This is a genomic window from Nonomuraea sp. NPDC003727 (assembly GCF_053586935.1).
Window position 1 is genome coordinate 1 of sequence record NZ_JBSFNE010000006.1, and the last position, 26,674, is coordinate 26,674.

General features: G+C 72.8%; 23 protein-coding genes. 11 read left to right on the forward strand and 12 right to left on the reverse strand.

Annotated features, from left to right (window positions below; all coding sequences use genetic code 11):
- Nucleotides 1-174: 174 nt before the first annotated feature.
- Entirely contained in the window at nucleotides 175-684 is a 510-nt protein-coding gene (locus tag ACWDLG_RS16465; RefSeq protein ID WP_354910865.1) for a flavin reductase family protein, read from the forward strand.
- Complete coding sequence (locus tag ACWDLG_RS16470) at nucleotides 677-2,566, forward strand: RiPP maturation radical SAM C-methyltransferase (protein ID WP_449920591.1); 1,890 nt, start codon at nucleotides 677-679, stop codon at nucleotides 2,564-2,566. The genes ACWDLG_RS16465 and ACWDLG_RS16470 overlap by 8 nt, the downstream gene beginning before the upstream one ends.
- Before the next feature lie 8 nt (nucleotides 2,567-2,574).
- Here ACWDLG_RS16470 and ACWDLG_RS16475 read toward each other — a convergent pair whose 3' ends face one another.
- The gene (locus ACWDLG_RS16475) at nucleotides 2,575-3,372 is read right to left on the reverse strand and encodes an alpha/beta fold hydrolase (protein WP_449920594.1); all 798 of its coding nucleotides are present in this window, start codon (nucleotides 3,370-3,372) and stop codon (nucleotides 2,575-2,577) included.
- Nucleotides 3,329-4,591, reverse strand: coding sequence for a cation:proton antiporter (locus ACWDLG_RS16480; protein WP_449920597.1), 1,263 nt, complete (start codon nucleotides 4,589-4,591; stop codon nucleotides 3,329-3,331). Before ACWDLG_RS16480 ends, ACWDLG_RS16475 begins: the two co-directional genes overlap by 44 nt.
- Before the next feature lie 189 nt (nucleotides 4,592-4,780).
- Between ACWDLG_RS16480 and ACWDLG_RS16485 the strand changes: the two genes are divergently transcribed.
- The 6 genes from ACWDLG_RS16485 to ACWDLG_RS16510 are packed head-to-tail and all read left to right on the forward strand — an operon-like array spanning nucleotide 4,781 to nucleotide 8,761.
- Nucleotides 4,781-5,527 (forward strand): HalD/BesD family halogenase, encoded by a 747-nt coding sequence (locus tag ACWDLG_RS16485; RefSeq protein ID WP_354910855.1) that lies wholly within the window; start codon nucleotides 4,781-4,783, stop codon nucleotides 5,525-5,527.
- Nucleotides 5,528-5,556: 29 nt separating this feature from the next.
- A complete protein-coding gene (locus ACWDLG_RS16490; protein ID WP_449920601.1) occupies nucleotides 5,557-6,549 on the forward strand; it encodes an SAM-dependent methyltransferase in 993 nt (330 codons plus the stop codon).
- A gap of 1 nt (nucleotide 6,550) precedes the next feature.
- Nucleotides 6,551-6,760: an MbtH family protein gene (locus ACWDLG_RS16495; protein WP_449920604.1), complete on the forward strand. Its 210-nt coding sequence runs from the start codon at nucleotides 6,551-6,553 to the stop codon at nucleotides 6,758-6,760.
- Nucleotides 6,757-7,773, forward strand: coding sequence for a guanitoxin biosynthesis L-enduracididine beta-hydroxylase GntD (gene gntD, locus ACWDLG_RS16500; RefSeq protein WP_354910847.1), 1,017 nt, complete (start codon nucleotides 6,757-6,759; stop codon nucleotides 7,771-7,773). Before ACWDLG_RS16495 ends, gntD begins: the two co-directional genes overlap by 4 nt.
- Nucleotides 7,774-7,784: 11 nt before the next feature.
- Nucleotides 7,785-8,606: an SDR family NAD(P)-dependent oxidoreductase gene (locus ACWDLG_RS16505; protein WP_449920606.1), complete on the forward strand. Its 822-nt coding sequence runs from the start codon at nucleotides 7,785-7,787 to the stop codon at nucleotides 8,604-8,606.
- Nucleotides 8,603-8,761: a hypothetical protein gene (locus ACWDLG_RS16510; protein ID WP_449920609.1), complete on the forward strand. Its 159-nt coding sequence runs from the start codon at nucleotides 8,603-8,605 to the stop codon at nucleotides 8,759-8,761. Before ACWDLG_RS16505 ends, ACWDLG_RS16510 begins: the two co-directional genes overlap by 4 nt.
- An 18-nt stretch (nucleotides 8,762-8,779) precedes the next feature.
- Here ACWDLG_RS16510 and ACWDLG_RS16515 read toward each other — a convergent pair whose 3' ends face one another.
- Nucleotides 8,780-11,800, reverse strand: coding sequence for a BTAD domain-containing putative transcriptional regulator (locus ACWDLG_RS16515; protein WP_449920612.1), 3,021 nt, complete (start codon nucleotides 11,798-11,800; stop codon nucleotides 8,780-8,782).
- A 278-nt stretch (nucleotides 11,801-12,078) separates the two neighbouring features.
- On the opposite strand from ACWDLG_RS16515, the gene ACWDLG_RS16520 reads away from it, so the two are divergent.
- On the forward strand, nucleotides 12,079-12,735 hold the full coding sequence (locus tag ACWDLG_RS16520) for a helix-turn-helix transcriptional regulator (protein WP_354910839.1): 657 nt from the start codon (nucleotides 12,079-12,081) through the stop codon (nucleotides 12,733-12,735).
- Here ACWDLG_RS16520 and ACWDLG_RS16525 read toward each other — a convergent pair.
- From ACWDLG_RS16525 to ACWDLG_RS16545, 5 genes are all read right to left on the reverse strand, one after another.
- Complete coding sequence (locus ACWDLG_RS16525) at nucleotides 12,716-13,930, reverse strand: alkaline phosphatase family protein (protein ID WP_449920613.1); 1,215 nt, start codon at nucleotides 13,928-13,930, stop codon at nucleotides 12,716-12,718. The genes ACWDLG_RS16520 and ACWDLG_RS16525 overlap by 20 nt on opposite strands.
- 274 nt (nucleotides 13,931-14,204) lie before the next feature.
- Nucleotides 14,205-15,416, reverse strand: a complete 1,212-nt coding sequence (locus ACWDLG_RS16530; RefSeq protein WP_449920616.1) for an MFS transporter — start codon at nucleotides 15,414-15,416, stop codon at nucleotides 14,205-14,207.
- Complete coding sequence (locus tag ACWDLG_RS16535; protein ID WP_449920619.1) at nucleotides 15,416-17,167, reverse strand: DUF4910 domain-containing protein; 1,752 nt, start codon at nucleotides 17,165-17,167, stop codon at nucleotides 15,416-15,418. Before ACWDLG_RS16535 ends, ACWDLG_RS16530 begins: the two co-directional genes overlap by 1 nt.
- Entirely contained in the window at nucleotides 17,164-18,960 is a 1,797-nt protein-coding gene (locus ACWDLG_RS16540) for an aminotransferase class I/II-fold pyridoxal phosphate-dependent enzyme (protein WP_449920622.1), read from the reverse strand. Before ACWDLG_RS16540 ends, ACWDLG_RS16535 begins: the two co-directional genes overlap by 4 nt.
- Nucleotides 18,957-20,162 (reverse strand): hypothetical protein, encoded by a 1,206-nt coding sequence (locus tag ACWDLG_RS16545; protein ID WP_449920624.1) that lies wholly within the window; start codon nucleotides 20,160-20,162, stop codon nucleotides 18,957-18,959. The genes ACWDLG_RS16540 and ACWDLG_RS16545 overlap by 4 nt, the downstream gene beginning before the upstream one ends.
- 206 nt (nucleotides 20,163-20,368) lie before the next feature.
- Between ACWDLG_RS16545 and ACWDLG_RS16550 the strand changes: the two genes are divergently transcribed.
- Both ACWDLG_RS16550 and ACWDLG_RS16555 read left to right on the forward strand, forming a co-directional pair.
- Entirely contained in the window at nucleotides 20,369-21,217 is an 849-nt protein-coding gene (locus ACWDLG_RS16550) for a GNAT family N-acetyltransferase (protein ID WP_449920627.1), read from the forward strand.
- Entirely contained in the window at nucleotides 21,217-22,251 is a 1,035-nt protein-coding gene (locus ACWDLG_RS16555; RefSeq protein ID WP_449920630.1) for a GNAT family N-acetyltransferase, read from the forward strand. Before ACWDLG_RS16550 ends, ACWDLG_RS16555 begins: the two co-directional genes overlap by 1 nt.
- Before the next feature lie 71 nt (nucleotides 22,252-22,322).
- Here the strand turns inward: ACWDLG_RS16555 and ACWDLG_RS16560 are convergent, their stop codons facing one another.
- From ACWDLG_RS16560 to ACWDLG_RS16575, 4 genes are all read right to left on the reverse strand, one after another.
- Complete coding sequence (locus ACWDLG_RS16560; RefSeq protein WP_449920632.1) at nucleotides 22,323-23,171, reverse strand: nucleoside-diphosphate kinase; 849 nt, start codon at nucleotides 23,169-23,171, stop codon at nucleotides 22,323-22,325.
- A gap of 145 nt (nucleotides 23,172-23,316) precedes the next feature.
- Nucleotides 23,317-24,717: a M16 family metallopeptidase gene (locus tag ACWDLG_RS16565; protein WP_449920634.1), complete on the reverse strand. Its 1,401-nt coding sequence runs from the start codon at nucleotides 24,715-24,717 to the stop codon at nucleotides 23,317-23,319.
- Nucleotides 24,714-25,868 carry a nucleotidyltransferase family protein gene (locus ACWDLG_RS16570; protein WP_449920636.1) on the reverse strand — a complete coding sequence of 385 codons (1,155 nt, stop codon included), beginning with the start codon at nucleotides 25,866-25,868 and terminating at the stop codon, nucleotides 24,714-24,716. Before ACWDLG_RS16570 ends, ACWDLG_RS16565 begins: the two co-directional genes overlap by 4 nt.
- A complete protein-coding gene (locus ACWDLG_RS16575) occupies nucleotides 25,865-26,602 on the reverse strand; it encodes a class I SAM-dependent DNA methyltransferase (protein WP_449920639.1) in 738 nt (245 codons plus the stop codon). Before ACWDLG_RS16575 ends, ACWDLG_RS16570 begins: the two co-directional genes overlap by 4 nt.
- Nucleotides 26,603-26,674 lie beyond the last annotated feature (72 nt).

Here is a 26,674-nt window from a genome sequence, read left to right on the forward strand (position 1 = left end):
GTACTCGTGGATCACCATGCTGCTCGGGCTCGGGCACGCGCCCCTCCGCCCGCGGCCGGCGCTCCACCACATCGATCCGGCGCGGGCGCGGGCCGAGTTCGCCGCGGTCCGCGCCGCCGCGGAACGCATGGTCGCCGCCCTGCCCACCGCGCACGAATACCTGACGAGCCTGCGATGACCACCGCCCTGGTGGAGTCCTGCCGCATGTTCATGAGCGCCTACCCGACGGGGGTGGCGGTGGTCACCGCCATCAGCCCGGAGGGCGAGCCCTGCGGCCTGACCTGCTCGTCGCTCATCAGCGTCACGCTCAGCCCGCCCACGTTCCTGGTCAGCATGAACATCCACAGCCGGACGCTGGCCGCCGCCCTCGGCTCCGGCGGCTTCGGCGTGAACCTCCTGCCCGCCCGGGCCCGCCCCGTCGCCGAACTGTTCTCCTCCCTCACCGCCGACCGTTTCTCCTCCGTCCAGTGGTCACCCTACGGACGGCTGGGCCTGCCCCGCCTCGAGGAGGACCTGCACGGCTGGGCCGAATGCCTGGTCGAGCAGGTCTGGACGGTCACCGACCACGCTCTGGTGCTCGGCCGGGTGACCGAGATCCACAGCGCCCCCGAAACTCCCCTCCTCTACGGCTTCCGCCAGTACTCCGTCTGGCGAACGGAAGGCGAAAGGACTCTCAGTGCTTGACGTTGCCCTGGTCAACATGCCGTTCGCGGATCGGCGACGACCCTCCTTCGCCCTCAGCCAGCTCGGCGCGCTGGTCCGCCGCGACTTCGGCGCCCAGATCGACGTGCGCGTCTGCTACCTCAACCACGACTTCGTGCGCTTCTTCGGCACCGAGCTCTACGACGCCATCGCCGAAGGCATGGAGCAGCACGTGGCCGGCATCGGCGACTGGCTCTTCCGCCAGGTCGCCTTCCCCGAGGAGCCCGACAACGGCGAGCAGTACTTCGCCCGCTACTTCGCCGGCCCCGACCGCGCCCCCTTCCGCGCGGAGCTGCTGCGCCGCCGGGACCGGCTGGGCGAGTTCTGCGCCTTCCTGGCCGACAAGTACCGCCTGGCCGAGGCCGACCTGGTCGGTTTCAGCTCGATGTTCATGCAGACCGTGCCCAGCCTGGCGATGGCCAGGATCGTCAAGGACCGCGCCCCGGACACCGTCACCGTCATGGGCGGCGCCAACTGCGAGGCCCCGATGGGCGCGGCCCTGGTCGAGCACGCCACGCAGCTCGACTTCGTCTTCTCAGGCCCGGCGCTGAACACCTTCCCCCGCTTCCTGCGCGCGATGCTCGACGGCGAGCTGCCGGCGGCGCACACGATCCTCGGCGTCGTCTCCCGCGACAACTGCCACGAGGAGCGCTACCGCCGCGCCATCGGGGCCGACACCGACATCGACGACAGCGTCGAGCCCGACTACGCCTCCTTCGCCACGTCCTTCGACGAGCTCACCGCCGCGGTCGAGGACAAGGTGGAGCCCATCCTCTTCTTCGAGACCTCCCGCGGCTGCTGGTGGGGCGAGCGCTCGCACTGCACGTTCTGCGGTCTCAACGGCCAGGGCATGGCCTACCGGGCCATGTCGCCGGACAAGGCGGTCGCCCAGTTCGAGCGCCTGTTCTCCTACGCGCCCTGGTGCACCGTCTACTCCTGCACCGACAACATCATGCCCCTGGAGTACCTCACCGAGGTCCTGCCCAGGATCCAGCCCCCTCCGCAGGCCTCGATCTTCTACGAGGTCAAGGTGGGCCTCGACCAGCAGGACATGGCCGAGATGGCCAGGGCCGGCGTCAACCGCATCCAGCCCGGCATCGAGGCCCTGTCCACCGGCACGCTCAAGCTGATGAAGAAGGGCTCCTCCTCCTTCCAGAACATCCAGCTGCTCAAGAACTGCGTGCGCTACGGCATCTCGCCCGCCTGGAACCTGCTCATTGGCTTCCCCGGCGAGCCCGAGTCGACCTTCGCCAAGTACGTGGACGACCTGCCGCTCCTGACCCACCTGCCGCCGCCCGAGGGCGTCTTCCCTGTGCGGTTCGACCGCTACAGCCCCTACTTCAACAACGCCGCCGAGTTTGGGCTCGACCTGCATCCGGTGGACCACTACCGGCTGACCTACCCCTTCCCCGAGGAGTCGCTGCGGCGGCTCGCCTACTACTTCACCGACCGGGCGGTCTCGCCGTACATGATCGGGGTCGCCCGCTGGATCCGGCCGCTCAGCGCGGCCGTGGGCGCCTGGCTCGGTTCGTGGGAAGGGACGCCGCCGGAGCTGCGCATGGAGCGGGACGACGACGGCGTCTGGGTCGTCCACGACTCCCGGTCCGGCTCGCCCCTGCGGTACCCGCTCGATCCCGCGGTGGCCGACGTGCTCGTCACGCTGGAGCGCCCGACGCGCCTCGACCGTCTCGCGCCCGAGGCCGCCGAGCACGTGGCCGCGCTGCGGGAACGGGGGCTGATCTTCGTCGAGGGTGAGCGGGCGATGAGCCTCGTCCTCGTCGAGACCGGGGTCGACCCGCTGCCCCGGCCGCGCCGCTCCCTGGTCAGCTCCCGTCGGAGGCTACCGGTGCTGACCACCACCTGACGGCCGGGCTAGGAGGCGGAGAAGAAGTCCATGATCAGCGAGTTGACCTCGTCGGGCTGCTCCAGGTACCCGTAGTGGCCGCACTTGGCGACCTGCGCGTACCGGCAGCCCGGGATGGCCGTGGCCACCTCCTGGCCCAGGTGGGGCGGGGTGATGAGATCGTCCTCGAAGGCGATGACGAGGCACCGCCCGCTGATCGACCGGTAGGCGTCGAGCCGGTCCGAGATGTTCTCGAGCCGGCTCTGCGCCCGCATGACCGCCGCGGCGGTGGGGAAGACCTCGAAGAGGTCCAGCCACTTGCGTGCCTCCCGCTCGTCGTTGAGCGTGTGCGGGGAGAGGCTGAGCACGGCCCGCAGCACCGCGCCGTAGGCGGCCGGCAGTTCCACGGCGCTGGAGTACAGCTCGGCCTCGGCGGCGCACAGGCGGGCACGGAAGTGGTCGGGCCGCCCGCGGGTGGCCATGAGCACGGCCTGCGAGACCAGCGCGGGCCGGCCCAGCAGCAGCTCCTGGACCACGTGGGCGCCCATGGACACCCCGACGACCCGGCACCGCCCGCCGCACAGCGTCTCGATCAGCGCGGCCAGGTCGCCGACGAGGTCGTCGATCTCGGGCATGGGCCCGCCGTCCGGCGCCAGGCCGCGGTTGTCGAAGGTGATCACGCGGTAGCCGGCGGCGAGGAGGGCGGGCACCTGGTGCAGCTGCCAGACGTGGCCGGGGCTGCCGGTGCCCATGACGAGGATGACCGGCTCGCCCGAGCCCTGGTCAGTGTAGGTGATCGTGGTTCCGTTCACTCTGGCGACGGCCATCCGGCTCTCCAATCGAAGCTCTGGCGAGCGCCATCCGCAGCAGGGGAGGCGCCATGAGCGAGGTGGTGACGGCGATCAGGACGATGATCGAGTAGGCGGCCGGGGTGAGGATGCCCAGCCGCAGGCCGACCGTGGCGACGATGACCTCGATCAGGCCGCGGGAGTTGAGCCCGGCGCCGATGGCGAAGGACTCCCAGTGCGACAGCCCGCTGGTGCGGGCACCGACGTAACCGCCCGCGAGCTTGCCCAGGACGGCGATCGCCAGCGCGGCCGCCGCCGCGGCGGCCACCACGGGGTCGGCCAGGGCGGCCGGGTCCAGGTGGAGCCCGGCGAAGGCGAGGAAGACGGGGGCGAGCACGGCGATGACGACCGTGCGGAGGGTGGCCAGGTGCCTGGGGTCGGCTCCGCCCTTGACACCCACGAGCAGGCCGGCGATGAAGGCCCCGACGACCGGCTCCAGCGCGGCGGCATGGGCGGCCAGGGCGGCGGTGAGGATCATCACCACCACGATCGTCATGGTGGGCGCCTGCTCGCCTCCGCGCAGCACGCGGCGGGCAAGGGGCCGGGCGGCCAGGACCACGGCCAGCAGCACCGCCAGCCAGAGGACGGACAGGCCCAGCGCGCCGACGTCCAGGCCGGTGGCCGCCATCGCGCCGACGACCGCGAGCAGCACCCACCCGACGGCGTCCTGGCACGCGCCGGAGGCCAGGATGAGCTGGCCGATGCGGTGGTCGAGCAGCCGCAGGTCGGTCAGGGTGCGGGCGATGACCGGGATGGCGCTGACGCACAGCGCCACGCCGAAGTAGATGGCGAAGACCTCGCGCCGGGTGCCCGGCCCGAGCAGCACCTCGGGGGCCGCGAAGCCCGCGGCCACCCCGAGCGCGAGCGGCACCAGCAGCCCCCAGGCGCTGATCCGGGCGAGGGTGCCCGCCTGCCGGCCGAGCGCGGCCAGGTCGAGTTGCGCCGCCGTGAGCCCGACCAGCAGCAGCACGCCCAGCTGGGCGATGGCGTCGATCAGGGCGCCGGAGCCCGGCTTGGGCAGCCACTGCGACCATTCGGGCGCCAGCTGTCCCAGCACCGCCGGGCCGAGCAGGAGTCCCGCCGACAGCTCCCCGACGATGGCCGGCTGTCCGAAGCGGGCGGCCAGCCGGCCCAGCAGCACGGCCAGCAGGAGGATCACGATGAGCTGGAGGAGGAAGAGGGGGACGCCGGTGGGCATGGCGCATCCTGTCTAACCGGGGAATTCATATGCCCGCCCAGCGTAAAAGGGCCGGCCCGGCACCCGGTCGCGCCGGGAATGAATGGCGATTTCTCGCCACAGTCGCGCCGGGCGCTTTTCCGCCCCCACTCGCGGCCCTACGTTCCGTAGCAGCGAGATCCCCATCAGGCGAAGCGAAGGATCCCCGCAGTGAATGCCCTCATACTGCAGGAGCTGAACCAGCATGCACGCCGCCCCGGACTGGCCGACGAATTGTCGGCGGCCCGGCAGAAATTCGCCGCCCACGGCTTCGCGACGGCATCTTTCCTGGTGCCGCCGAGCATCAAGGAGGCGGTGTCGGGCGACGTGCTCTCCCTCATCGAAGAATCCGGGGTGCGGCGCGATCTGCGATTCAAGGAAACCGGCGGCACACCGCGCAGGATGCGCAACGTGACGCGGGCGGAGATCGCGGAGCGCAGCAGCGTGATCCCGGCGTTGTACGAGTCGGAAGCGCTCGTCGGGCTGCTCTCGGAGATCGTGGACGAGCCGGTGCTGGCCTGTCCGTACGAGCCGGAGCAGTACGTCATCACCCGCCTGGAGCACAACGGCGACACCCACGGCTGGCATTGGGACGACTACAGCTTCGCGCTGGTCTGGGTCGTCGAGTGCCCGCCCGCCGAACACGGCGGATTCGTCCAGTGCGTGCCCGGCACAACATGGAACAAGCAGGATCCGGCCATCCATCGCGCGTTTCTCGGCAATCCCACCCTTTCGTTCGAGGTGCGGGCCGGGGACCTGTACGTCATGCGCACGAACACCACCCTGCACCGGGTTTATCCGATCAGCGCCGGGGTGCGCACGATCATCAATATGGGTTACGCCGCCAAGAGCGACCTGGAGACGGTGCTGACGCACGAGACCATGGACACGCTCTGGGCCGATTCCGGAAAAGCGTGAGCGAAATGTCGGCGAAAAAGGAGAATCCCATGAGCGCGGATTTCACGCGCGGCCCGGTTGCGGACCTGTTCTCGTCCTATCTCGTCGCGGTGTCCCTGTCGGCGGCCGCCGAGCTGGGCATCCTGGAGGCGCTGAAGGAGCAGGGCAGCTACTCCTTCGAGACCGCCGAGGCGGACGGGCTCGACCGCGGGGTGGTGCGCCAGCTTCTGGTGACGCTCTCGTGGGCGGAGGTCGTGGAGGTCGCCGACGACAAGGCGGTCACCGGCCCGCTCTTCGAGAGCGCCTACGCCGCGCGCGGCTACTTCTACTGGATGGTCCGGGGCTGCGGCGAGCTGTTCTCCGTGGTGCCGGAGGTCGCCAGGACCGAGGACCGGACCGGCGACTTCTACACCAGGGACATGCGGGCGGTGGCGGTCGGCTCCCGGCTGATCGGCGACACGGAGGTCGAGCCGCACTTCGTCGAGCTCCTGGCGGAACTGGACTACGAGGTCATCGCCGACCTCGGCTGCGGCTCCGGCCAGCGGTTGATGGGCGCCGCCGGTCGCCGGCCAGGGGTGCGCGGGGTGGGCGTGGACGTCGCGCCGGCCGCGGTGGAACTGGCCAGGGCGTCGGTGGCGGAGGCCGGTATGGCCGACCGGATCAGCATCGTCACGGGTGACGTGCGGAACCTGGAGCCCAGGCCGGAGTTCGCCGACGTCGACCTGATCACCTGTGTCTTCCTCGGCCACGACTTCTGGCCCAAGGCCACCTGCGTGGCGGGCCTGCGCAAGCTGCGCACCGCCTTCCCCAACGCGCGGCGGCTGCTGCTGTGCGACGTGGTCAGGAGCGAGACGCTGCCCGGCCCCGACACGCGCATCTTCACCCTCGGCTTCGAGCTCGTGCACGCGCTGATGGGGGTCTACCTGCCCACGCGCGAGGAGTGGCACGAGGCCTTCCGGGAGTCCGGATGGGTGTGCGCCGACGAGCGCCACTTCGCCGCCCCGCCCAGGGGCATCCTGTTCGATCTGCGCCCGGAGGGCTGACATGAGCGCCAACCCCTTCGACGACGCGAACGGCGTCTTCCTCGTCCTGGTCAACGCCGAGGAGCAGCACTCCCTGTGGCCGGCGGCCTTCGAGGTGCCCGAGGGATGGAGCGTGGTCTTCGGCCCCGACAGCCGCGCCGCGGCGCTGGAGCACGTCGAGCGCAGCTGGACCGACATCCGCCCCGCCAGCGTCAGGAGAGCGCTCGCATGACGGCGGAGACGGTCGAGTACCTCCTCGACGGCAAGGAGGTGGACGCGATACTGGCCGTCGCCGAGCGCATCAGGGCCCTGGACGAGGACCCCGCCGACCCGGGCTTCTACGACCGGTGCTGGCACGTCCGCGAGGAACTGCCGGTGGGACTGCGGCGCTTCCTGGAGGACTTCCGCCGCACGGAGCCGGCCGGCGTCTGCATGGTGCACGGCTTCCCCGTCGACGACCGGGCGCTCGGCCCCACCCCCGACCACTGGTCGGGCGCCGGGCAGTCGCGGACGGCGAGCGAGGCGGAGATCTTCCTCGCCCTGTGCGGGATGGTCCTGGGCGAGCCCTTCGCCTGGTCCACCCTGCAGGGCGGCCGGATGGTCCAGAACATCGTCCCGATCCGCGGCGACGAGATGCGGCAGAGCGGCCACGGCAGCCAGTCCCTGCTGGAGTTCCACACCGAGGACGGCTTCCACCCGCTGCGCTGCGACTACCTGCTGCTGTTCGGCCTGCGCAACCACGACCGCGTGCCGACCACCGTCTCGTCGGTGCGTGAGCTGGAGCTGCCGCCCGAGCAGGAGGAACTGCTGGGCCGGCCCCGCTTCCACATCAGGCCCGACGACGAGCACCTGCGCCAGCTGGAGCTGCGCCAGCCGGACCATCCGGCGCTGGAGCTGATGCGCCGGATGCGGGACGAACCCGAGCCGGTGCCGGTCCTCGTCGGCGACCCGCGCCGCCCCTACCTCCGGCTCGACCGGCCGTTCATGACGTGCGTGGACGGCGACGCGGAGGCGGAGCGGGCGCTGGACGCGCTGGTGGCCGAGCTGGAGGCCAGGCAGCAGGACGTGGTGGTCGGGCAGGGCAGCCTGCTGGTGATCGACAACTACCTGGTGGTCCATGGCCGCAAACCCTTCTCGCCCCGCTACGACGGCACCGACCGGTGGCTGAAGAAGCTGACGGTCAGCAGGAACCTGCGCAGGTCCATCGGCAACCGGGCGACCGCGAGCCCGCGGGTGATCTTCTGAGGGGGACCGTCATGCGTACTGTGGTCATCTCCGGCGCCTCCAGCGGGATCGGCTTCGCCACCGCCCAACGCTTCGCGCGGTCGGGCGACATCGTGATCAACCTCGACGTGCAGCCGCCCCGCACGGTTCCCGAGGAGCCGGTCCGCTGGATGGAGGCCGACGTCACCGACTGGCCGGCCGTCGAGGCCGCGGTGGCCGAGGTCTGGGCCGAGCACGGCCGGCTGGACGTGGTGATCGCCAACGCGGGCATCAGCGTCCGGCACGGGGTGCTCAACATCGACGAGGCCACGGCGCGCCGCGTGGTGGACGTCAACCTGCTCGGCGTGCTCGGCCTGTGGCGCTGCGCCGCCGGCTACATGGCGCGCCAGGGCCACGGGGTGCTGCTGGCGACCGCCTCCGTCAACGGCTCGCGCGGCTATCCCTACTACGCGGATTACAACGCCACGAAGGCGGGGATCTTGGCGCTGTGCCGCACCTTCGCGCTGGAGCTGAGCCCTCAGGTGCGCGTGGCCTGTGTCAGCCCGGGAGCGGTCCTGACCCCCATGCAGGAAGCCGAGTACACCCCGGGGATGTTCGACGAGGTCAACCGCACCATCCCGCTCGGCAGGCACGCCCAGCCGGAGGAGATCGCCGCCGCCTTCCACTATCTGGCCTCCCCGGAGGCCTCGTTCATGACCGGCCAGGAGCTCGTCGTCGACGGCGGCGAGACGGCCGGCGCGACCACGTCCGCCTTCGGCACCGGAGGCACCACGGACGTGCCGGGCCCGCTCCCCTGGCCGCTCGCCCCGCCCCTCCCGTCGCGCAACCATCCACTCAGAAGGGACCCACGATGATGCGCCGATTCGCGACCACGGTCGTCCTTGCCGCGATCCTGACCGCCCTCTCCGGCGGCCTGGCCCAGGCCGGTGCGGACGAGCCCGGCGGCCCCGGCGAGGGCGCCAGCAACTTCCACTGGACAGGGACCGTCATCGTCGTCCCCAAGCCGTAGCGGCGCGCTCAGCAGCGTTCAGCCGCGCTCCGCAGCGAGCAGGGCGGAGGCACGGGCCCACAGCTCGTGCGCCCCCTGGTCGTTGTGGAGCATCGCCTCGGTGGCGGCCAGCGCCTCCAGGGCGCGCGCGTGCCAGACCCTGGCGCCCAGCTCCTCGAAGACCTTCGCGGCCAGCGTCAGGTTGTTGCGGGCGAGCGCGGCGTTCCCCGTCCCGAAGTAGAGATTGCCCAGCGCCAGCGAGACCGCCCCCACCACGAACTGCTCACTGACCCGGTAGGCGATGTCCCGGGAGGTGAGCAGCGCCTTCTCCGCGTTCTCCGTACGGCCCTGCTTGGCGTAGGTCTCGCCGAGCACCCGCAGCACGTAGGACTCGCCCACCACGTCGCGCAGCTGCTGCACCGTCTCCAGTGCCTTCTCGAGGGTCTGCCGGGCGGCGTCGATCCGCTGGGTGCGCAGCAGCACCTCGCCCAGCCGGTGCAGCGCCTGGGCCACCCCGCGCTGGTGGCCGATCTCCTCGAACATGCCCAGGGCCAGCCTGAGCAGCGACTCGGCCGCGCCGTACTCCCTGCGCTCCATCCGCACCTGCGCGACGCAGGCCGTGACATGCGCCTCGGCCGCCCGGTCGCCGTGCGCCCGCAGGACGCCGCGCGCCTCCTCGTAGCGATCCAGCGCCAGCTCGAAGCGGCCGGCGATGCGGTCGAGCAGGGCGAGGTTGCGCAGCGCCAGGGCGCGGCCGTGGTCCTCGCCCTGTTCCGCGAACATGCTCACGGCCCGCAGGAGCAGCGGCTCGGCCGCGTCGTAGCGCTGGCGGAAGAGCTGGAGGCTGCCCAGGCCGTAGGTGATGGCCGCCTCGCCGCGCGCGTTCCCCGCGCGCCGCGCGGCGGTCAGCGCCAGCTCGTGCGTCGACCGCCAGTCGTCGTAGTAGCTGCGTGACTCGAAGAACGTGGCCGAGGTCATCACCAGGTCCCAGCAGATCTCGGTGTAACCCGCCGCGGCGGCCTGTCCGATGGCCGACAGCAGCTGCTGGCGTTCGGCCTCGAACCACTCGATGGGGTCGGCCAGCAGCCGGTCGAGCACCGCGGGAGCCAGCGGGTAACGCGCGGCCGAGCCGTGCAGGACCGCGAAGTCCCCGCCGAGCAGCCGGGCGTGGGCCGCCTCCGCCAGCCCGAGCCAGCAGCCCAGGGCGCGGCGCAGGGCGGCCTCCCGCTCGTGCTCGCTCTCCTCGGCCAGGGCGCGTTCGCGCGCGTACAGGCGCACCAGGTCGTGGAAGCGGTAGCGGGCCTGCCCGCCCAGGCGGGGCTGGCCCAGTTCGAGGAGCTGGGCGTCGACGAGCTGCTCGATCAGGTCCTGCGCGCGGCCCTCGGGCACCTCCAGGAGCGCCGCCCCCAGCCATGGGCCGAACTCGGCCACGTCGATCAGCGCCAGCCGCCGGAACATGACCGCCACCTGCGGGGCCAGGTCGCGGTAGCTGAGGATGAACTTGGTCCGCAGGTCCACCTCGCCCTGGCTGAGCTCGTCCAGGCGACGGCTCTCGTCGGTCAGGCGCGCGACCAGGTCCGCGCTGGTCCAGGACGGCCTGATGGCCAGCCGGGCGGCGGCCACCCGCAGCGCCAGCATCAGCCCGCCGCAGAGCTCGCTGAGCCGCATGGCGCCCTCGATGTCCTCGCTCACCCGCTGCTCGCCGGCGATGCGGGCCAGCACGCCCACGCCTTCCTCCGGCTCCAGCACGCCCAGTCGCAGCGGGGTGGCGCCCTCCAGGGTGATGAGGCCGGTGAGCTGGTCGCGGCTGGTCACCACCACGGCGCAGCCCGTCGCGCCCGGCAGCAGGGGACGGACCTGGCCGGAGTCGCGGGCGTTGTCGAGGACGAGCAGCACCCGCCGTCCGGCCAGCGCGCTGCGGAACGTGGCCGCCCGCTCCTCCAGCGTGGACAGGGGGTGGTTGCGGGAGACACTCAGCGCCCGCAGCAGGTTGTCGATGACGTCGAAGGGAGACAGCGGCGGGCCGGTCTCGGAGTAGCCGTTGAGGTCGACGAAGAGCTGCCCGTCGGGGAAGCGGGAGGCGATGGTGTGCGACCAGTGCACGGCCAGGCCGCTCTTGCCCACGCCGCCCATGCCCGTGATGACCGCGATGAACGGCAGGCCGTTCTCGAGCTTGCGCTCCAGCAGCTGGTCGAGGTAGCCGAGTTCCCTCTCCCTGGCGACGAAGCCGGCGACGTCGGGCGGGAGCTGCGCGGGGACGGCGGGCGGAGCGCCGGCCGCGGAACGCTCCACCGGCAGCCAGCCCTGCCGCGCGCCGGCCTCGCCGCGCAGGATGGCCTCGTGCAGGCCGGCCAGTTCCTCGCCGGGTTCCAGCCCGAGCCGCTCCACGCTGAGCCGGTAGCCCTCCTGGTAGGTGGCCAGGGCCTCGGCCCGGCGACCGGCCCGGCTCTGGGCCAGCATCAGCAGCGCGCGCAGCCGCTCGCGCAGCGGGAACTCGGTGACCAGAGCGGTCAGCTCCCCGACGATCTGGTAGTCGCGCGAGAGCTCCAGTTCGACCTCGAAGAACTCCTCCAGGATGGCCAGGCGCCACTCCCTGAGCCGCTCGGCCTCCGAGCGGATCACTTCGCCCTCCACGCTGGTCAGCGGCTCGCCCCGCCACACCGCCAGGGCGTCGGCGAGGAACTCCGAGGCCTTCTCCGGACGGCCGGCCGCGCGCACCGCCCTTCCCTGGCGCAGCATCTCCTCGACCTGCTTGACGTCCAGCACGTCGTCCTCGCCCAGGCGCAGCAGGTAGCCGGAGGGCGCGGTGACGATGGGGTCGTGGGCGACTCCTGCGGCGGCGAACTCGCGGCGTAGCCCGGAGACGCAGATCGCCACCTGGTTGCGGGCGGTGGCCGGCGGCCGGTGCCCCCAGATGGCCGTCCCGAGCCGGTCGGTGGTGACCACCCTGCCGACGTTGATCAGTAACATCGCCAGGACCGCGCGCTGGCGGGGCCCGCCCAGCGGGATATGCCGATCACCGGAGACGGCCTCGAGGGGACCGAGGATGCGAAACTCCATGCGCATGCCCACCTGGGTTCGTCTCAGACGTGGTCAGATGCCGTTCCTGAGCTCTCTCCACCGAAGATCGTACGGTACCCGCGGAAGATCGGTAATGCCACAAATGCCGAGAAGGGTGGGCGGTATTTGTGGCGGTGCACATGGACTTCTACCGAGCGGATCCGAATCACCCCCGACATGTACCGATAAATACCGATAACTCGCCGAAATCGCATCCACATAGCGCCCATCTACCGTTCATGGCAGATGGTCCCCCTCAGGTGAGCTGGTTGGTATCGATGTCTCTGACCGCACAGCACAGGCCCCGCACGACCCGGAACGCGGATCGCGATCACTCCCCCTCCGACCTCGGCATCTCGCTCGTCGAACTGGAACTGGCCGAGCAGACCCGCTCGGAGCTGCTGGTCCTGTCAGCCGAGCCGGACCGGATGCATCCTTCCCTGCCGCGGCTGTTCGCCAAGCTGGCCAGGCGGCGCCTGGCGATCCGCATCCTGCACGGGCCCGGGCAGCCGGGCCGCACCTCGCCCTTCACGCAGGCATGGCAGGCGGGCGCGATGGTGCACGCCGTGGCCGGCCTGCCGTACCAGGTGCTGGTGCGGGACCGGATGGTCGTCTACGTGCCGCACCCCGACCAGCCCGCCGCCGACCGGCTGGAGCGGGTGGCCAACCCACTGGTCGCCGCCTCCGTGGCGGGGGTGTTCGACACCATCCACCGGATCCTGACCGACCAGCAGCGCGGCTGCGTGCCCGGCGGGCAGGAGGAGCACGAGGTGCTGCGGGCGCTGAACGACGGGCTGACCGACGACCGGGCCGCGGCCCGGCTGCACCTGAGCAAGCGCACCTTCGCCCGCCGCGTGGCCAGCGTGATGGAGAACCTCAACGCCACCAGCCGGTTCCAGGCCGGCGCGGAGGCCGCTAGGCGCGGCTGGATCTGACCCAGCGCGCCAGCGGCACGAGCGTCTCCTCGGGGCTGCGGGCCCCGTGCTCGAAGGCCAGCCCCGGGTCGGGGATCGGGAAGCGCGGCGAGGTGGCGACGGCCACCACCGCGCCGATCCGCTCACGCACCGGCCCGGTCGGCTCCAGCAGGCCGAGTTCCCCCAGCGCGGTCGCGGGCAGCACCTGCGCGTGGCCGTCGAGCGCGGCGGCCAGCCGCTCGGTGGCCTCCCCCTCGCGGCCGGGCCGGGGATACAGCCAGCGCACCCGGCCGGCACCGCCGCCGGGCAGCTCGCACAGCTCCGGCGACTCAAGCCGCGCCCACCGCTCCGCCAGTTCCCTGTCCGGCGTGGCGGGCACCAGCCCGTGATCCGACCAGGCCATCACGTGCCAGCCCCGCCGGGCCCAGTCGAGCGCGTGCCGCTCCAGCCGGCCCAGCGCGTCCATGGCCCGGCCGTCGTAGCCGTGGCGGTGCACGTGGTCGTCCAGGTTGACGTAGATCCACAGCAGCAGCGGGCGCGCCCGCCGCGTCCCGATGACCGCCTCGACGTCCGCCGCCACCCCGGCCACCAGCTCCTGCGGGTCGCGGGTGAGTCTCCCCGAGGCGGGGGTACGGCGCGCGCCGCGCGTCAGGGCGGTCACCCACGGGCTGGCGAGCGTGTCCAGCTCGCGGCCCGCCACGACCGCATCGGCGACCCCTGCCGCCCGCTCGAAGAGCGTCGGCCATCCCGCGAGCGCCCTCCCGCCGGCAACCCCACCGGCCATCCCGCCGACCATCCCATCGGCCATCCCCCCGGCCGGTCCCACGGCTGTCTCCGCGGCCATACCGACGGCCGGTCGCACGGCTGTCCGCCCGGCCGGTCCCGCGGCCGTCCCCGCGGCCGGTCCCGTCGGTTCCCGTGCCGCCGGACGCCCGTCGACCGGTCGCGCGAGGGTCTTCCCCGTGATCACGTCGACCAGCGGACCTCCGGCCCGCTCCCGGTAGGCCGCGCCCACGACCAGGTGCTCGGCCACGGACGCACCGGTAATCGACGACATCCAGGCGGTGGCGGACGTGCTCGGGAACGTCGAGGTGAGACAGCTCAGCTCGGCCGCCCGCCATGCCCGGCCGGCGGCCTGCCAGGACAGCCCGTCGACGGCCAGCACGACCACGCCGCGACCCGCCCGGCCCAGCTCGTCGAGAACCAGGCCGGGCACATCGCACAGGGAAGGCCCGGGACGGGGCGCGATCCCTGTCCCGGGCCCGGTCATCTCAGTAGTTCGGCACACAATCGGTGCACGTCGTCCGGAATTTCACGACCTGCACCTCCTGGCGTGCGGCCAGCATCTTCTCGACGAATTCCGGAGTTGTCATAATTGGCGTCTTTACCGTGGTCTGGACGCTTTCCCTGATCACATGCGCCTCCTGCGCCGGGTGGACAATTTGTCCACTACCCGATGCATTTAACTCTAGAAATCCGGAGTTTTCGGGTCAATTAGCATGAGAAATGCTGGCATCAACCCGCCATTGCCTTGCCACCAGCACATACGCCGCCACTGCCGCGAAGGCCGTCGCGCTGAAGGCATAGATCACGCGATACTCCACCAGCCCCACGATCCACGCCCCGGCCGCCATCGACAGCACGAAAGGCAGGTCGATGACCGCGTCCATCGCCGTCAACGCCCGGCCCTGCAGTCCGCTCTCGGTGCGCCGCTGCACGAGCGTGGTGGTGGCCACCATGAAGATGGGAATGGAAAGGCCGACGAAGATCCCCGCCACGCACATCGTCACGTCGGTCGTGGGAACGACCAGCGCCAGCCCGGCCGTGCTGAGGGCGAACCCGATCGCGGCCGTCCGGTGCTCGCCGAACCGTCTGATGAGCCGGCCCACCACGAACCCGCCGGCGACCGATCCCGCGCCCTGGAAGGCGCCGATGACCCCGATGAAGGCCGCCGGACGCCCCAGCCCCTGCTCCACGGCGGCGAACATGGCCGGGTTGACCAGACCGGCCGCGCCGAGCGCCGCCGCGACCGCCAGCACGCCGCCGCGCAGCTCGCGGTCGCCCAGGATGTGCCGGACCCCGGCCACCAGATCGGCCCGGAACCGGCCTCGCTCGTGCGGTTGCGGCCGGGCCAGGTCGGGCGCCCGCCTGAGCATCAGCAGCACCAGCACCGACACCAGGAAGGTCCCGGTGTCCAGCAGCGCCACCGCGCCCAGCCCGAGGCTCGCGTAGACCGCGGCGCCCAGCAGCGGCCCGAAGATGCGCAGCCCCTGGCCGAGCGAGCTGAACAGCCCGTTGGCCTCGCCGAGCATCCCGTCGGGCACCATCGAGTGCAGCAGGCCGCCCCGGGCGGCGGTGAAGATCTGGTTGGCGAAGCCGTACCCGAGGGTCACGACGAAGACGATCCACAGGTCGCCCGGATGCCGCACCAGCAGCAGGCCCAGCACCAGCACCCCGGCGGCCAGGTCGTTGACGATCAGCGTCAGCCGCCGGGGGAAGCGGTCGACCAGCAGCCCGGTCAGCGGCGCGAAGAACGACGGCACCGACAGCAGCACGAAGACCACCCCGGCCATCGCGTCCGAGCCGGTCAGCTCCTTGACGTAGATGGCCAGCACCACCAGCAGCGCCCGGTCGCCGACCATGTTGATCGTCTGGCCCAGGAACAGCAGCAGGAACCGCCGGTCACGCAGCAACTGGCGCATCAGCCCTCCTCCGCCCAGCCCGCCTCGACGAGGACGGTCAGGAAGTCGTTCGCGAACTCGCCGGGGACCGGCAGCTCCGCCGCGTGGGCGGCGTACGTGGCGACGGCCGCCCGGTCCCGTTCACCGTCGATGCCGTGGGCCAGCGCGAGCATGAGCGCGTAGGAGCGGGCCCGCTCCGCCGCCACCTGCCCGTCGATCCACGCCCGCCCGGCCGGACCCGCCGCCTCGGCCAGCCCGCGCAGGTTGAAGGGCCCTGACCAGGTACGGCGCAGCCGCGGCCCGCCGGCCCCCGCCGGATCCTCGCCGGGAAGCAGGTCCGCCAGGTGCCCGGACAGCGCGCGCAGCCAGTCGCGGGACCGGCCGCCACCCGGCCCGTAGAGCGCGTCCACCCCGTCGAGCGCCCCCAGCGCCACGGCGGTACGGTGCCGCAGGAACCCCCGGGTGGCCCGCTCCCTCCCCGGCAGGCACTCCATCACGCGGGCCGCGCCCCAGCCCATCGCGATCCGCTCCAGTTCGCCGCGATCGCCTGCCGCCCCCGCGAGCACGGCCGCGGTGGCGCAGGCGATCGTGGCCGTGCGCCTGAGCTCGTCGGGGTCGAGCTTGTCCAGGGTGTCGGCGGCGCTGTGGTTGAACCGGTCAGGCCAGTGCCCGAGCGACACCGTGGGGCAGGCGATGGCGGAGTCCACCAGCAGGCTGTGGTCGGAGGCGCCGACGAACGGCGTCGCCCGCCAGGCCCAGGTGTCGCAGGCCACCGCGCCCGAGTACGAGCGGGCGGCCTGCGGCAGGGCCGCCACGACGTGCTCGGCGAGGGCGTTGACGAGACCGGGCAGGTGGTCGGGACTGCGCTCGACGATGAGCGGCCCGCCGCACCGGCGCTGGTCCTGCCCTGCCATGTCGACGTTGACCGCCGCGACGGGCACGGTGGTGGCCACGTCGTGAAGGTAGGCGGCCATGCCGGTGAACTCCGGCCCCCACACGAACCTGATGCCCCTGCGCCTGGGCAGGTCCCTGGCCACGGCCGCCGCTCCCAGCAGCGCGGCGGCGCCCGAGGCGTTGTCGTTGACGCTCGGCCAGGGATGGCACAGGTGGGCCGACAGCAGCACCTCCTCGGCCGCCTCGCCCGGCAGCACGCCCGTCACCAGCGGCATCGGCGCCCGCTCGTGCACCTGGACCACGACCCGGACGCGGCCCCGCCGTACCAGCTCGGCGACCTGGGCGGAGGTCAGGCTGAAGGCCACCAGCGGGCCGCCCGGCGGCAGCTCGATCCGGCCGGGCCCGGGCAGGCGGTCGGTGACCAGGCCCAGCGCGCCGTGGCGGGCGGCGAGCTCGATCGCGGCCGCCACCGGCGTCTGGGGGTCGTCGTGCACCACCAGCGCGCCGCGCAGTTCCCCGGAGCGCAGCCGGACCACCGGCGCCACGATCCCCTCGCCGGGGGTCGGCGCCGAGTAGGCCGCCAGCGCGAAGGGCTGGTCGGGGTAGCGCGCCACCCCGGCCAGTTCGGCGCGCACGGGCGTCCACGAACGGGGCGACCGGAAGCTCCACCAGCGCCGGGTGCCGTCCGCCGGGAACTCCAGCAGCCGGACATCGCGCAGTCCGGCCTGCTCGGCGCGGTCGGCGACGTACCGCGCGGCGGCCATGACGCCGTCGGAGGCCTGGTAGCGGTCGAACCCGGCCAGTTCGGCGACGTCCTTGACGGCCTGGTCGACGTCGAATCCGGCATGGACCAGGCGGACGACCTCGCCGACGTTCACCTCTCCACCGTCCGGGCCACTGGTCGGGCCACTGTTCGAGCCTCCGTCCGGGCCGCCGTTCGGGCCACTGACTGGGCCTCCGTCCGGGCCGCCATCCGGCGCAGGGCGCTCCTGCGTGCCGCCGACAGCGGCACGCTGACGCGGGTCAGTCCGGGCAGCCGCCGGCCCGCCAGCCCGGCGGGCAGCTCGTCCTCGGTCACCACCCACGGCAGGTCGGGGTGTCCTGCCTCGGCCCGGCAGCCGAGCGCGGCCAGGGCGGCCACGAGCTCCGGCTTGGCCGCGGCCACCGCCGCCCGCAGCGGGGCGAGCACGTCACCCTGGTCGAGCAGGCGCAGTGCCAGCTCCAGGGACAGGGCCGACACGCCGAGCGGCGGCACCGCGGCCCGCACGGCGGCGGCCACGTCGGGAGAGGAGATCGCGAAGCCCGCGCGCAGCCCGCCGCAGCAGTAACCCTTGGAAAGGCTGCGCAGCACGACCAGGCCGGGTACCCGGGTGGTCAGCGGGACGGCGCTGGCCGCCGGGCCGAGGTAGGTGGCGCACGCCTCGTCGACCACCAGCACCCCGCCCACCGCGCTCACCGCCTCGGCCAGCTCGGCGACGTGGTCGAGGGGCAGCAGGTCGCCGCGGACGCCGGGGCGGTCGAGCAGGACCATGGTGGGCCGCTGCGCCGCCACGTCCTGCCACCGGTCGAAGACGCGCACGTCGGCGCCCCGCCGGGCGGCCCAGGCCGGCAGGTCGGGATGGGCGTGCGGGCCGTGCAGCAGCCTTCCAGGCCCGGCCAGGGCGTGCAGCAGCCCCGTCGTGCCGGCTCCGGTCACCACCTGACCGGGGCTGAGCTCCACGGCGAAGTGGCGGCTGAGGACCGGCGCGGAGCGGGCGCCGCCGTAGGGGTCGTCCAGGGCGTAGTGCCGGGCCGCCTCGCCGGGTTCGCCGACGCCGTGCCAGGCGCGCTCGACGGTGTCCCGTACGAACTCGACCTCGTCCGGCGCCCACCGCAGGTCCACGCCTGGCTCGGCGGTCGCGTGGCGGAGCACGGCCGGCTCGGGGCGGGCCGGCGCGACCGCCACGAGCTGGACGTAACGGGTCCCTGGCCGGACCGCAGACCCGGCGGTGAAGTCCGCGTCCGCGCGCAGGAGCTCGAAACCCGCCTCCCCGACCAGGCGCGCCACCTCGCCCGGCAGGTAGAGCCGGACGTCGTCCCGCAGCACCGCGACCGTGCCGTCGCGCCGCGTGACGCGCAGTTCCCCGCGGCTGCGCCCCGACAGCGGGTCGTAGGAGCGCAGGAAGTCGAAGACCTCGCCGTCGGCCTCGAAGCGCGCCGTCGGCCGGTAGCCGGCCAGGATCGCCGCGACGTTGGAGTGGTCGAGGACCAGCACGCCGCCGGGCGCCAGCCGGTCCCTGACCCGGCGCAGGAAGGCCAGCTGCTCGTCGTCGCGTCCCCATCCGAAGGACTGCACGCAGATCGCCGCGTCCACGACCGGCAGCTCGGCGCGGGTCAGCAGGTCCGCGGGCACCAGCTCCAGCGGCACCCCGGCCCGGACGGCCGCCGCGCGGGCCTGCTCCAGCGCCCACGGGCAGACGTCCACGCCGGTCACCTCGTACCCGTGCCGGGCCAGCTCGACCGCGTGCCGCCCCGTCCCGCAGCCCAGGTCGAGCACCCGCCGCCCTGGCGCGTGCTCGGCCAGGACCTTCACCAGGTAGTCCACCTCGGCGGCGGTGCGCTCGGCGGTGTACTCGTGCCGCGCGAACCGCCAGTAGTCCTCGGTGAAGTAGCCGGTGTACCAGCCTGTCACGCGAACTCCTGCCGGGCGAAGAAGTCGCAGACGTCGCAGACGCCGATGGGGTTGCGCACGCCCTCCTGGAGCACGAACACCCCCTCACAGACCCGGCACTTGTCCTCGACCAGCGGGAACATGGAGCGCTGCATGGTGGCGAAGGCCTCGAACAGGTAGTAGTCGATCCCCGGCCAGAGCCCGTAGAGGTGGTCGGCCATCGCGTAGGCCATCGAGCGCTCCTGGGGTCCGGTGGTGAAGCGGCCCGGGGTGCCCTGGCGGTTCAGCTCGGGCGCCACCAGCTCCAGGTAGATGGTCAGTTCCTTCTTGGGGATGCGGTAGAGGGGGAAGATGTAGCGCATCCCGCCGATGTGCCGCACGGGGATGCCGCCCATCCGGTAACCGCTGGTCAGCCAGGTCACCATGCTGGCCACCAGGTCGTCGGCGTTGAAGCCGAAGGCGACCGTGCCGGCGCCGATGCTCTCGGCGTGGTTCTCCAGCATGCGCCGCAGCACCTGGTGGCCGACGACCATGCTGAGGTGGCGCCGATCCCCTCCCACGACGCTGTTCATGGCCTCCACGAAGGGCCGGCGGAGCTTGAAGACCCGCTCGATGTCGGCGGCGTCGACGATGACCTGGTCGATGCCGAGCCCCTCGGCCGAGGCCCTGGCGGCGGCGAAGGTGGCCGGCTCCTCCCAGTCGGGCAGGCCGGTGATGGTCACCGAGGTCATCGAGAAGTCGGGCAGCCGGTGCCGGGTGCGCTCCAGGAGCTTGAGGAAGGCGACGCTGTCACGGCCGCCGGACAGCCCGATCACGACCGAGTCGCCCGGGTTGAGCACGCCGTGGCTGAGGACGCTCTGGACGAAGGTCTCCTCCACGTAGCGGACGAAGCTCTCCTCGTCGAACTGCTCGACGCGCCGCTCCAGGCTTCCGGCGGTGTCGAACAGGATGGACTTGGTGTAGATCGGGTCGGGCGTGCCGTACACGGTGGTGGCGGGCCGGCGGGTGACGTCGAGGTCGTAGTGGCGCACCTGGCGCAGCTCGATGACGTCGTGCTCGCCGACGACGGTCGTCTCCTCGGGGACGATCTTCCCGTTCCGCAGGGTGATCACCGCGTTGACCGGAATGCCGTGGGCCGTCAGCACCTCCGTCAACGGCCGGCCGGGGGCGGCCTCCAGGGTTTCCGATCCGCCCACCTTATTGTGGAAGACGACATGAGCCACGACTTCCTCCTTGCCTCAATTAATGCTTAATATCGTTCTACATCCAAAGAAAGGGCGATATGAGAGAGAACGTGGAAGTTGGCATATTCACGTCAATCGAAGCCCTTGACGACGCGGAATGGGATGGCGTCGTGGCAGCCTCGGGGGCGCCGGTTTTCTATCAATCTCGTTATCTGCGGGCATACGAGAGCTTTCCGCTGACGCCGGTGAAGTTGTTTCGCTATTTCGTGGTCCGCGAACGGGGGCGGGCCGTGGCCGTCCTGCCCGTCTCGCTGATCGACGGCCTGGACCCGCTCGGCCAGCTCCGCGCCCGCTATCCCCTGACCGGCCAGGAGCCTGGCCTGCTCAGCCACGTCTGGCACTGCTACGACGCCTGGCTGCCCGGCGCACCCCACCTCGAAGCGGTCGTCGACGCGATGCGCGAGCTGGCCGGCGAGCTGGGCGCGGCCTGGTACGGCTTCGTCAACGTCGCCCACGGCTCGCCCCTGCGCGAGTCCCTGATCGAGCTGGGCTTCCCTGCCGAGCACATCGAGGATCGCTTCCGCCTCGACCTGCGCGGCGTGACGGACCACGCCGCCCCCGCCACCCCGAGGGGCCGGGCCAACCTGCGGCGCAACCGCCGCCGGGCCGCCGAGGCCGGCGTGTCGTACACGGTCAGGCCCGCGGGCACCGCCGACCTCGCCGAGATCGGCAGGCTGTGCGCCATGACCGCGGCCAAGCACGGCTCGAGCGGCTTCTACCCGCCCGAGCTCTTCGCCGGTTTCGTCACCGCGCTCGGCGATCTCGCGCAGGCGGTCGAGGTCCGTCAGGGCGAGCGGCTCATCGCCGCCGGTGTCTGCCTGCGCGACCGGCACCGCTTCCACGCCTGGGCCTGCGGGGTCGACTACCGGGTCGACGGCCGCTTCAGCCCCTACCCCCTGCTCCACGCCGCCACGGTCGAGCAGGCCATACGCGAGGACCGGACGCTCTTCGAGGGCGGGCGCGGCAACGCCGCCTTCAAGCTCAAGCACGGGCTGGTCCGGCTCGGCCTGGACGCCTGCCTGCTGGAGGTCTGATGCGCGTGACGGCCGGCCTGCGCCCGATCGCCGACGGGCCGCTCTTCGCCACCGGCCGGTGGCTGGCCGCGATGCGCGACCGGGTGCCCGGCCTGCCGTACACCTTCGAGCTGGACGGGGCGGTGCTCCACGGCACGGTGGTGCGCGGCGCGCATCCGGGAGAGCCCTTCGACCTGCCGTACATCCTCACCGCCGACCCGGCGCAGCTGCCGCTCAGCGAGGCCGCCCGCGCCGCCCGCCGGCGGTTCGCGGGGTCCCCGGCCTGGACCCCGCACCTGGTCGTCATGCTGCCCGGCTACGAGTGCCACCCGCTCGGCCCGGCCGCCCGCGACGGCGCGACGCTCGGCGACCTGGTGGACGAAATCGTGGCCTGGTCACGCGCCGAGGGCCTGCGCGCCGTCGCCTTCCTCTACACCACCACACCGGAGCTGCAGCAGGTCCTGGGGCGCCGGGGCTTCGCCCGCATCCCCCTGTCCTACTCGTGCGAGCTCTCACCCGGCGTCCGGCTCCCGGCCAAGCGCCGCAGCGAGGCCCGGCGCGAGCTGCGCCGGCTGGCCGAGGCAGGGGTACGGCTGCGCGTGAGCGACATCTCCCGGCCGGTGCCGGGGATGGTCGACCTGAAGTGCCTGCACTCCCGCAAGTACGGCGGCGCGGCGGACCCGGCGGCCGTCGCCCACCGCCTGGCGGCCCTGTGCGACGGCGGAGCGCTGCTGTTCAGCGCCGAGCACGACGACCACCTGGTGGGTTACGCCCTCTTCATCCCTCACCGGGAGACGTGGTACTGCGTCAGCACCGCCAGGTGGTACGGCTCCGCGGGGGCCCGCCACACCTACTTCGCGACCGTCTTCTACGAGCCCGCCCGCCACGCCGCCGAGCAGGGCGTCACCCGCCTCCACTACGGCCAGGGCAGCTGGCGGGCCAAGCTGTCCCGTGGCTGCCGGGCGGTCGAGCTGCCGGCCTGGGTCCTCGCCCTCGACCCGGCGCTCGAGCCGGTCGTCGAGTGGAGCGCCCGGACCACCGAGCTGTCACCCTGAACGCCGGAGGGGCGGGAAGAGCACCGAACTGTCACCCTGAACGCCGCAGGAGCGGGAAGAGCACCGAACTCTCACTCCGAACGCCGGAGGGGCGGGAAGAGCATCGAGGTCTGCAGAACCGCCTGTTCCCAGCGGTCGAGCGCCAGGCCGTAGCAGGCGAGCAGGGCGGCGGTCCTGCGCAGGTCCACGCGCGGCAGGCCGGGCAGGAACTCGCAGGCCAGCAGGTCGGCCAGCGGATGGCGGGGCGGCAGCAGGGCGGCCAGTTCCGCGCCCGCGCCCGGCCGGGCGCTCGCGGCCAGCTCCGGGGCCAGCTTGCGCGCCTCGTCGTCGAGCTCGTGCCAGATCGCGGCCACCACCCGGGAGCGCACTCCGGCGCGCACGTCGTCGAACTCCCTGCTCTCCTTGGGGATGCCCGCCTCCAGCAGCGCCACCAGGTCGCGCAGCGCCCGCTGGTCGCCGTCGAGCGGGGTGCCGCAGCCCGGGCCGAGGAAGATCTCCGCCTCGTGCCGGGAGTCCTGCGGGCTGTCCGAGCTGTGCACGATGTCCAGCATGACGTTGACGCCGCGCAGGTCGCCCCGGATGGTGCCGGGCGCCGCCTGCGCCGGGTCGCTGGCGCCCTTGAGGGCACGCAGCCTCGCGTGAGCGTCAGCCGTGCACCTGTCCTCTACCAGCAGGACGAGGCTGGGCCCGAGGTCGAACACCAGGTCGACCTGCCGGTAGAAGTAGGCCTTCCAAGCGGAAGTGATCTTGCTTTCGTGAAAGGCGTCCTGGTTGGGCGGCCGGTGCCACACCACCTCGTAACGGACCGGCTCGAACCCGTGCTCCTCAAGGATGTCGAGGACGGGAGTGCACAGATGCCGCATCAGCGCATCGGGCGGAAACAGGAACAGGACGGTCCTGTCCCACACGATCCCGGTCATCCGTCACTCCCTGGAAGACGCCTCAGCCCTTGCGGGACTTCGATACTCGGGGACGTCGCGACACGACTCGGTTACGGTCCATTCTCTGCTCCTCACTTCGTCTGCGGGCGGCCGGACAAGCGCCGCCCGCGGCCCATTCCTAGGCTTATGTTCGCCCCATTTCACGGTGATTTTCCGGGAGCGGGAGTTCTTGGCAGGAAACCGCCATTCCGGCGACGGCCACGATCGACGGCGCGACCATTCCCGTCCCCACCGCCCGCGCCGCCTCGTCCAGCACGACCACCCGCGCGATCCCCTCCGGCGCGACCACCCGCGCCATCTCGTCCGGCCAGGCCGCCCGCGCGATCCCCTCCGGCGCGACCGCCCGCGCCATCTCGTCCGGCGCGACCACCCGCGCGATCCCCTCCGGCGTCACCGCCTCGATGGCCGCCAGCTCGCCCGCGAGCGTCCAGTCCGGGCAGCCGGCCACCAGGGCGTGCCTGCCGTACAGCAGGGCCTCCTCCAGCGACTGCTCCGCCTCCAGCCGCAGCAGCGCGGCCGTGCGCCGCGCGGCCCGCGCCACCTCCGCCGGCGACCAGGCGGGCTGCGCCAGCAGCGCGACGGCGGTCGCCACGACCTCCTCGACATGCTCGGGCGCCGTGGCGACGAAGGCGCGCCACACCCCGGTGTCGCGGTAGGGCGCGGCCAGCGCCCACAGCTCGTAGCAGAGCCCGCGCCGGTTGCGCAGCTCCTCGGTCAGCAGCGCCGAGCTGGCCCCGGCCAGCAACTCCATGAGCACCAGCCAGGCAGGTCGCAACGGGTGCCCGTACGGCACCGCAGGCCCGCCCAGCACCACCCCGGCGGTGTCGCTGTTGAGCTCGAGCGCCTTCCGCCCGGCCCCCACCACCGGCGGGCCGGCGCAGGCGGGCGGCGTCCACGGCGGGAGCGCGGCCAGCGGCCCCTTCTCCAGGGCGCCGGCCACCGCCTCGGGCGCGGCGCCGCCGCAGACCACGACCCCCGTCGAGCCCAGCCACCGGGCGTGGTGGGCGCGCAACGCCTCCAGCTCCACCCGGCCGACCTCCTCGATCGTGCCGCCGACCGGGCGGCCCAGGGGATGGCCGGGGAAGGCGAGGTCGAAGAAGACGTCGTGCACCACGTCCAGCGGGTCGCTGGCGGCCAGCCGCAGCTCCTCCTGGACCACCTTGCGCTCGGCCGCCAGCACCGCGCCGCTCAGCTCCGGCTCGGCCAGCGCCCTGGCCAGCACGTCAAGGGCGCGCACCGCCGCCTCGGTGGGCACCCGCGCGTACAGCACCAGGTGCTCGCGGCTGGTGATCGCGTTGGCCTCCCCGCCCAGCGCCTCCAGCAGGTCCACCGCCCGCTCCCCGCCCGCCGACGGCGCCTGCAGCAGGATGTGCTCCAGCAGGTGCGTGCCGCCCGCGGTGGCCTCGTCCTCGTCGCGGGATCCGGTGCGCAGCCACACGCTCACCGTGGTCACGTCGGCCTGCGGACGGTGCAGGACCCACGCCGGCGGGCCGCCCGCCGGGTCGGCGCGGACCGGTCGCGTCACAGCGCGCCCGCCGCCTTCGCCCCGCCCAGCAGCTCCTCGTCCACCTCGTCGCCGTGGACCAGGATGAACCGCCCGACGGGCGTGTGCGCCCACAGCGCCCCGCCGCTCTCGCCGATCGTCAGCCGGTCGGCGCGGACACCGCCCTCGACCGGAAGCGCGAACAGCGCCAGCCCCGCCTCCAGCGCCGCCTTCGGGCTGAGCCGGTCCAGCACCGCGGCGCCCGTCATGCGGCTCTGCAACGCCGTCGCGGCCAGGCTGACCGGCCTGCGCAGCGCCTTCACCACCGTCGTGCGCCGCCGGAGCCGGCTCGCGCGCACCAGCGCCCTGCGCTCCCCCGGCAGTTCGGGCACCTCCAGCGGGCCGGCCGCCAGCAGTGCCGCCAGCTCGGCGTACTCCGGCCAGAGCGCCAGCTCACTGACCGCCAGGGCGCAGGCCCGCAGCGTCCCTGGGGAGGCCGCCCCCAGCAGCACCGCCACGTCGATCAGGTCCCTGGCCCGGTAGGGCTGCTCGAAGCGCTCGTAGAGCAGGGCCACGAGGTTCTTCACCACCGGGTCGCCCGGCACGCTCGTGCGGTGCGGCGCCCCGAGGCCGTCGCCCAGGTAGGCGAGCGTGCTCAGCTCGATCCCGTACGGCAGGCCGTACGGGTCGTCGGGCCGCCTGCGCAGGCTCAGGATCACCTCCGGCTCCCGCTCCAGCCGGATGAAGGTGGCCGTGTGCATGGACCAGCCGTCGTCCAGCAGCCAGGCCGCCAGCTCCCACAGCCGTTCCCGCTGCGGCACCCAGAAGTCGAGGTCGTTCATGTACCTGAGCAGCGGGTCAGGGTACCTGTCGGCGATCTCCAGCCCCTTGAGCGAGACGACCGCGACGGGCAGGCGCGCCTGCTGCTGCCGGTAGAACGCCATCCGCCCGCGGTGTTGCGCCAGCTCGTGCGCCAGCCCCGGGCCCAGCCGCCGCCCCTCGCCCTCCCAGGCGCTCAGCAGTGTCGCCACCAGCGAGGGCTGCTCCCGCCTGGCGACGTACAGCATCTCGCCGGGAGTCTCCAGCTCCTGACCGGTGACCAGCGCCAGCGTGCCCTCCAGCTGGGCGGCGCTCACCCCGACCCCGCTCACCCCGACCCCGCTCACCCGGCTCACCCCGCTCACCCGGCTCATCGCGGCGGCCTGCGCAGGCACCAGACCGCGGTCGAGGACTCGGGCGCGAGCGGCCTGCCGGTGAAACCGGCGTACGCGCCCTCCACCTGCCAGCCCGCCGCCTCGGCCCAGCCCGCCACCTCGGCCATGGTGAGGAAGCAGAACCGGATGGGCGGGAAGTAGCCGCGCTCGACCACCCTGCGGTCACCGTCCAGCCGCTCCACCAGCCCGACCAGCTCGGCCTCCAGCCCCTGCTTGTCGAGCATGCGGGTGATCTCGTAGATCGCCCGGCCCTCGTCCCAGACCCGCAGCCGGGGCACCCCGTCCCTCGCCTTCTGCCGCTCCGGCCGGGGCTGCACCACCTCGAACGCCAGCCGCCCGCCCGGCCTGGCGTTACGGAAGGCGCACCGCAACGCCTCCGGCACCGACCGCCGGGACAGGTGGTTGAGGGTGTTCTGGCCGCAGTACTGCAGCGCGGCCGGTTCGGGCAGCTCGCACGCGGCGAGGTCGGCCCTGATCAGCCGGATGCCCGGCCCCAGCCGCGTGCGGGCCTCGGCCAGCATCGCCTCCGACACATCGACGCCCACCTGGGGATCCAGCTTGGCCGCCAGCCGCCCGACCCCGATCCCGAGGTCGGCCACCGGCCCGTCGGCCGCGCCGGCCAGGCGCTGGTAGAACTCGATCTCGGCGGGGTCGTCCTGCGCCATCGCCGTCCACGCGCTGTAGATCTCGGCCCAGTGGTCGAAGTCCGCCATCGACGGCTCCTTTCGCGTCGGGCCTCGATCACACCATCCGGGTCCGGCGGCGGCCAGGGTTCCCGCGTGGCA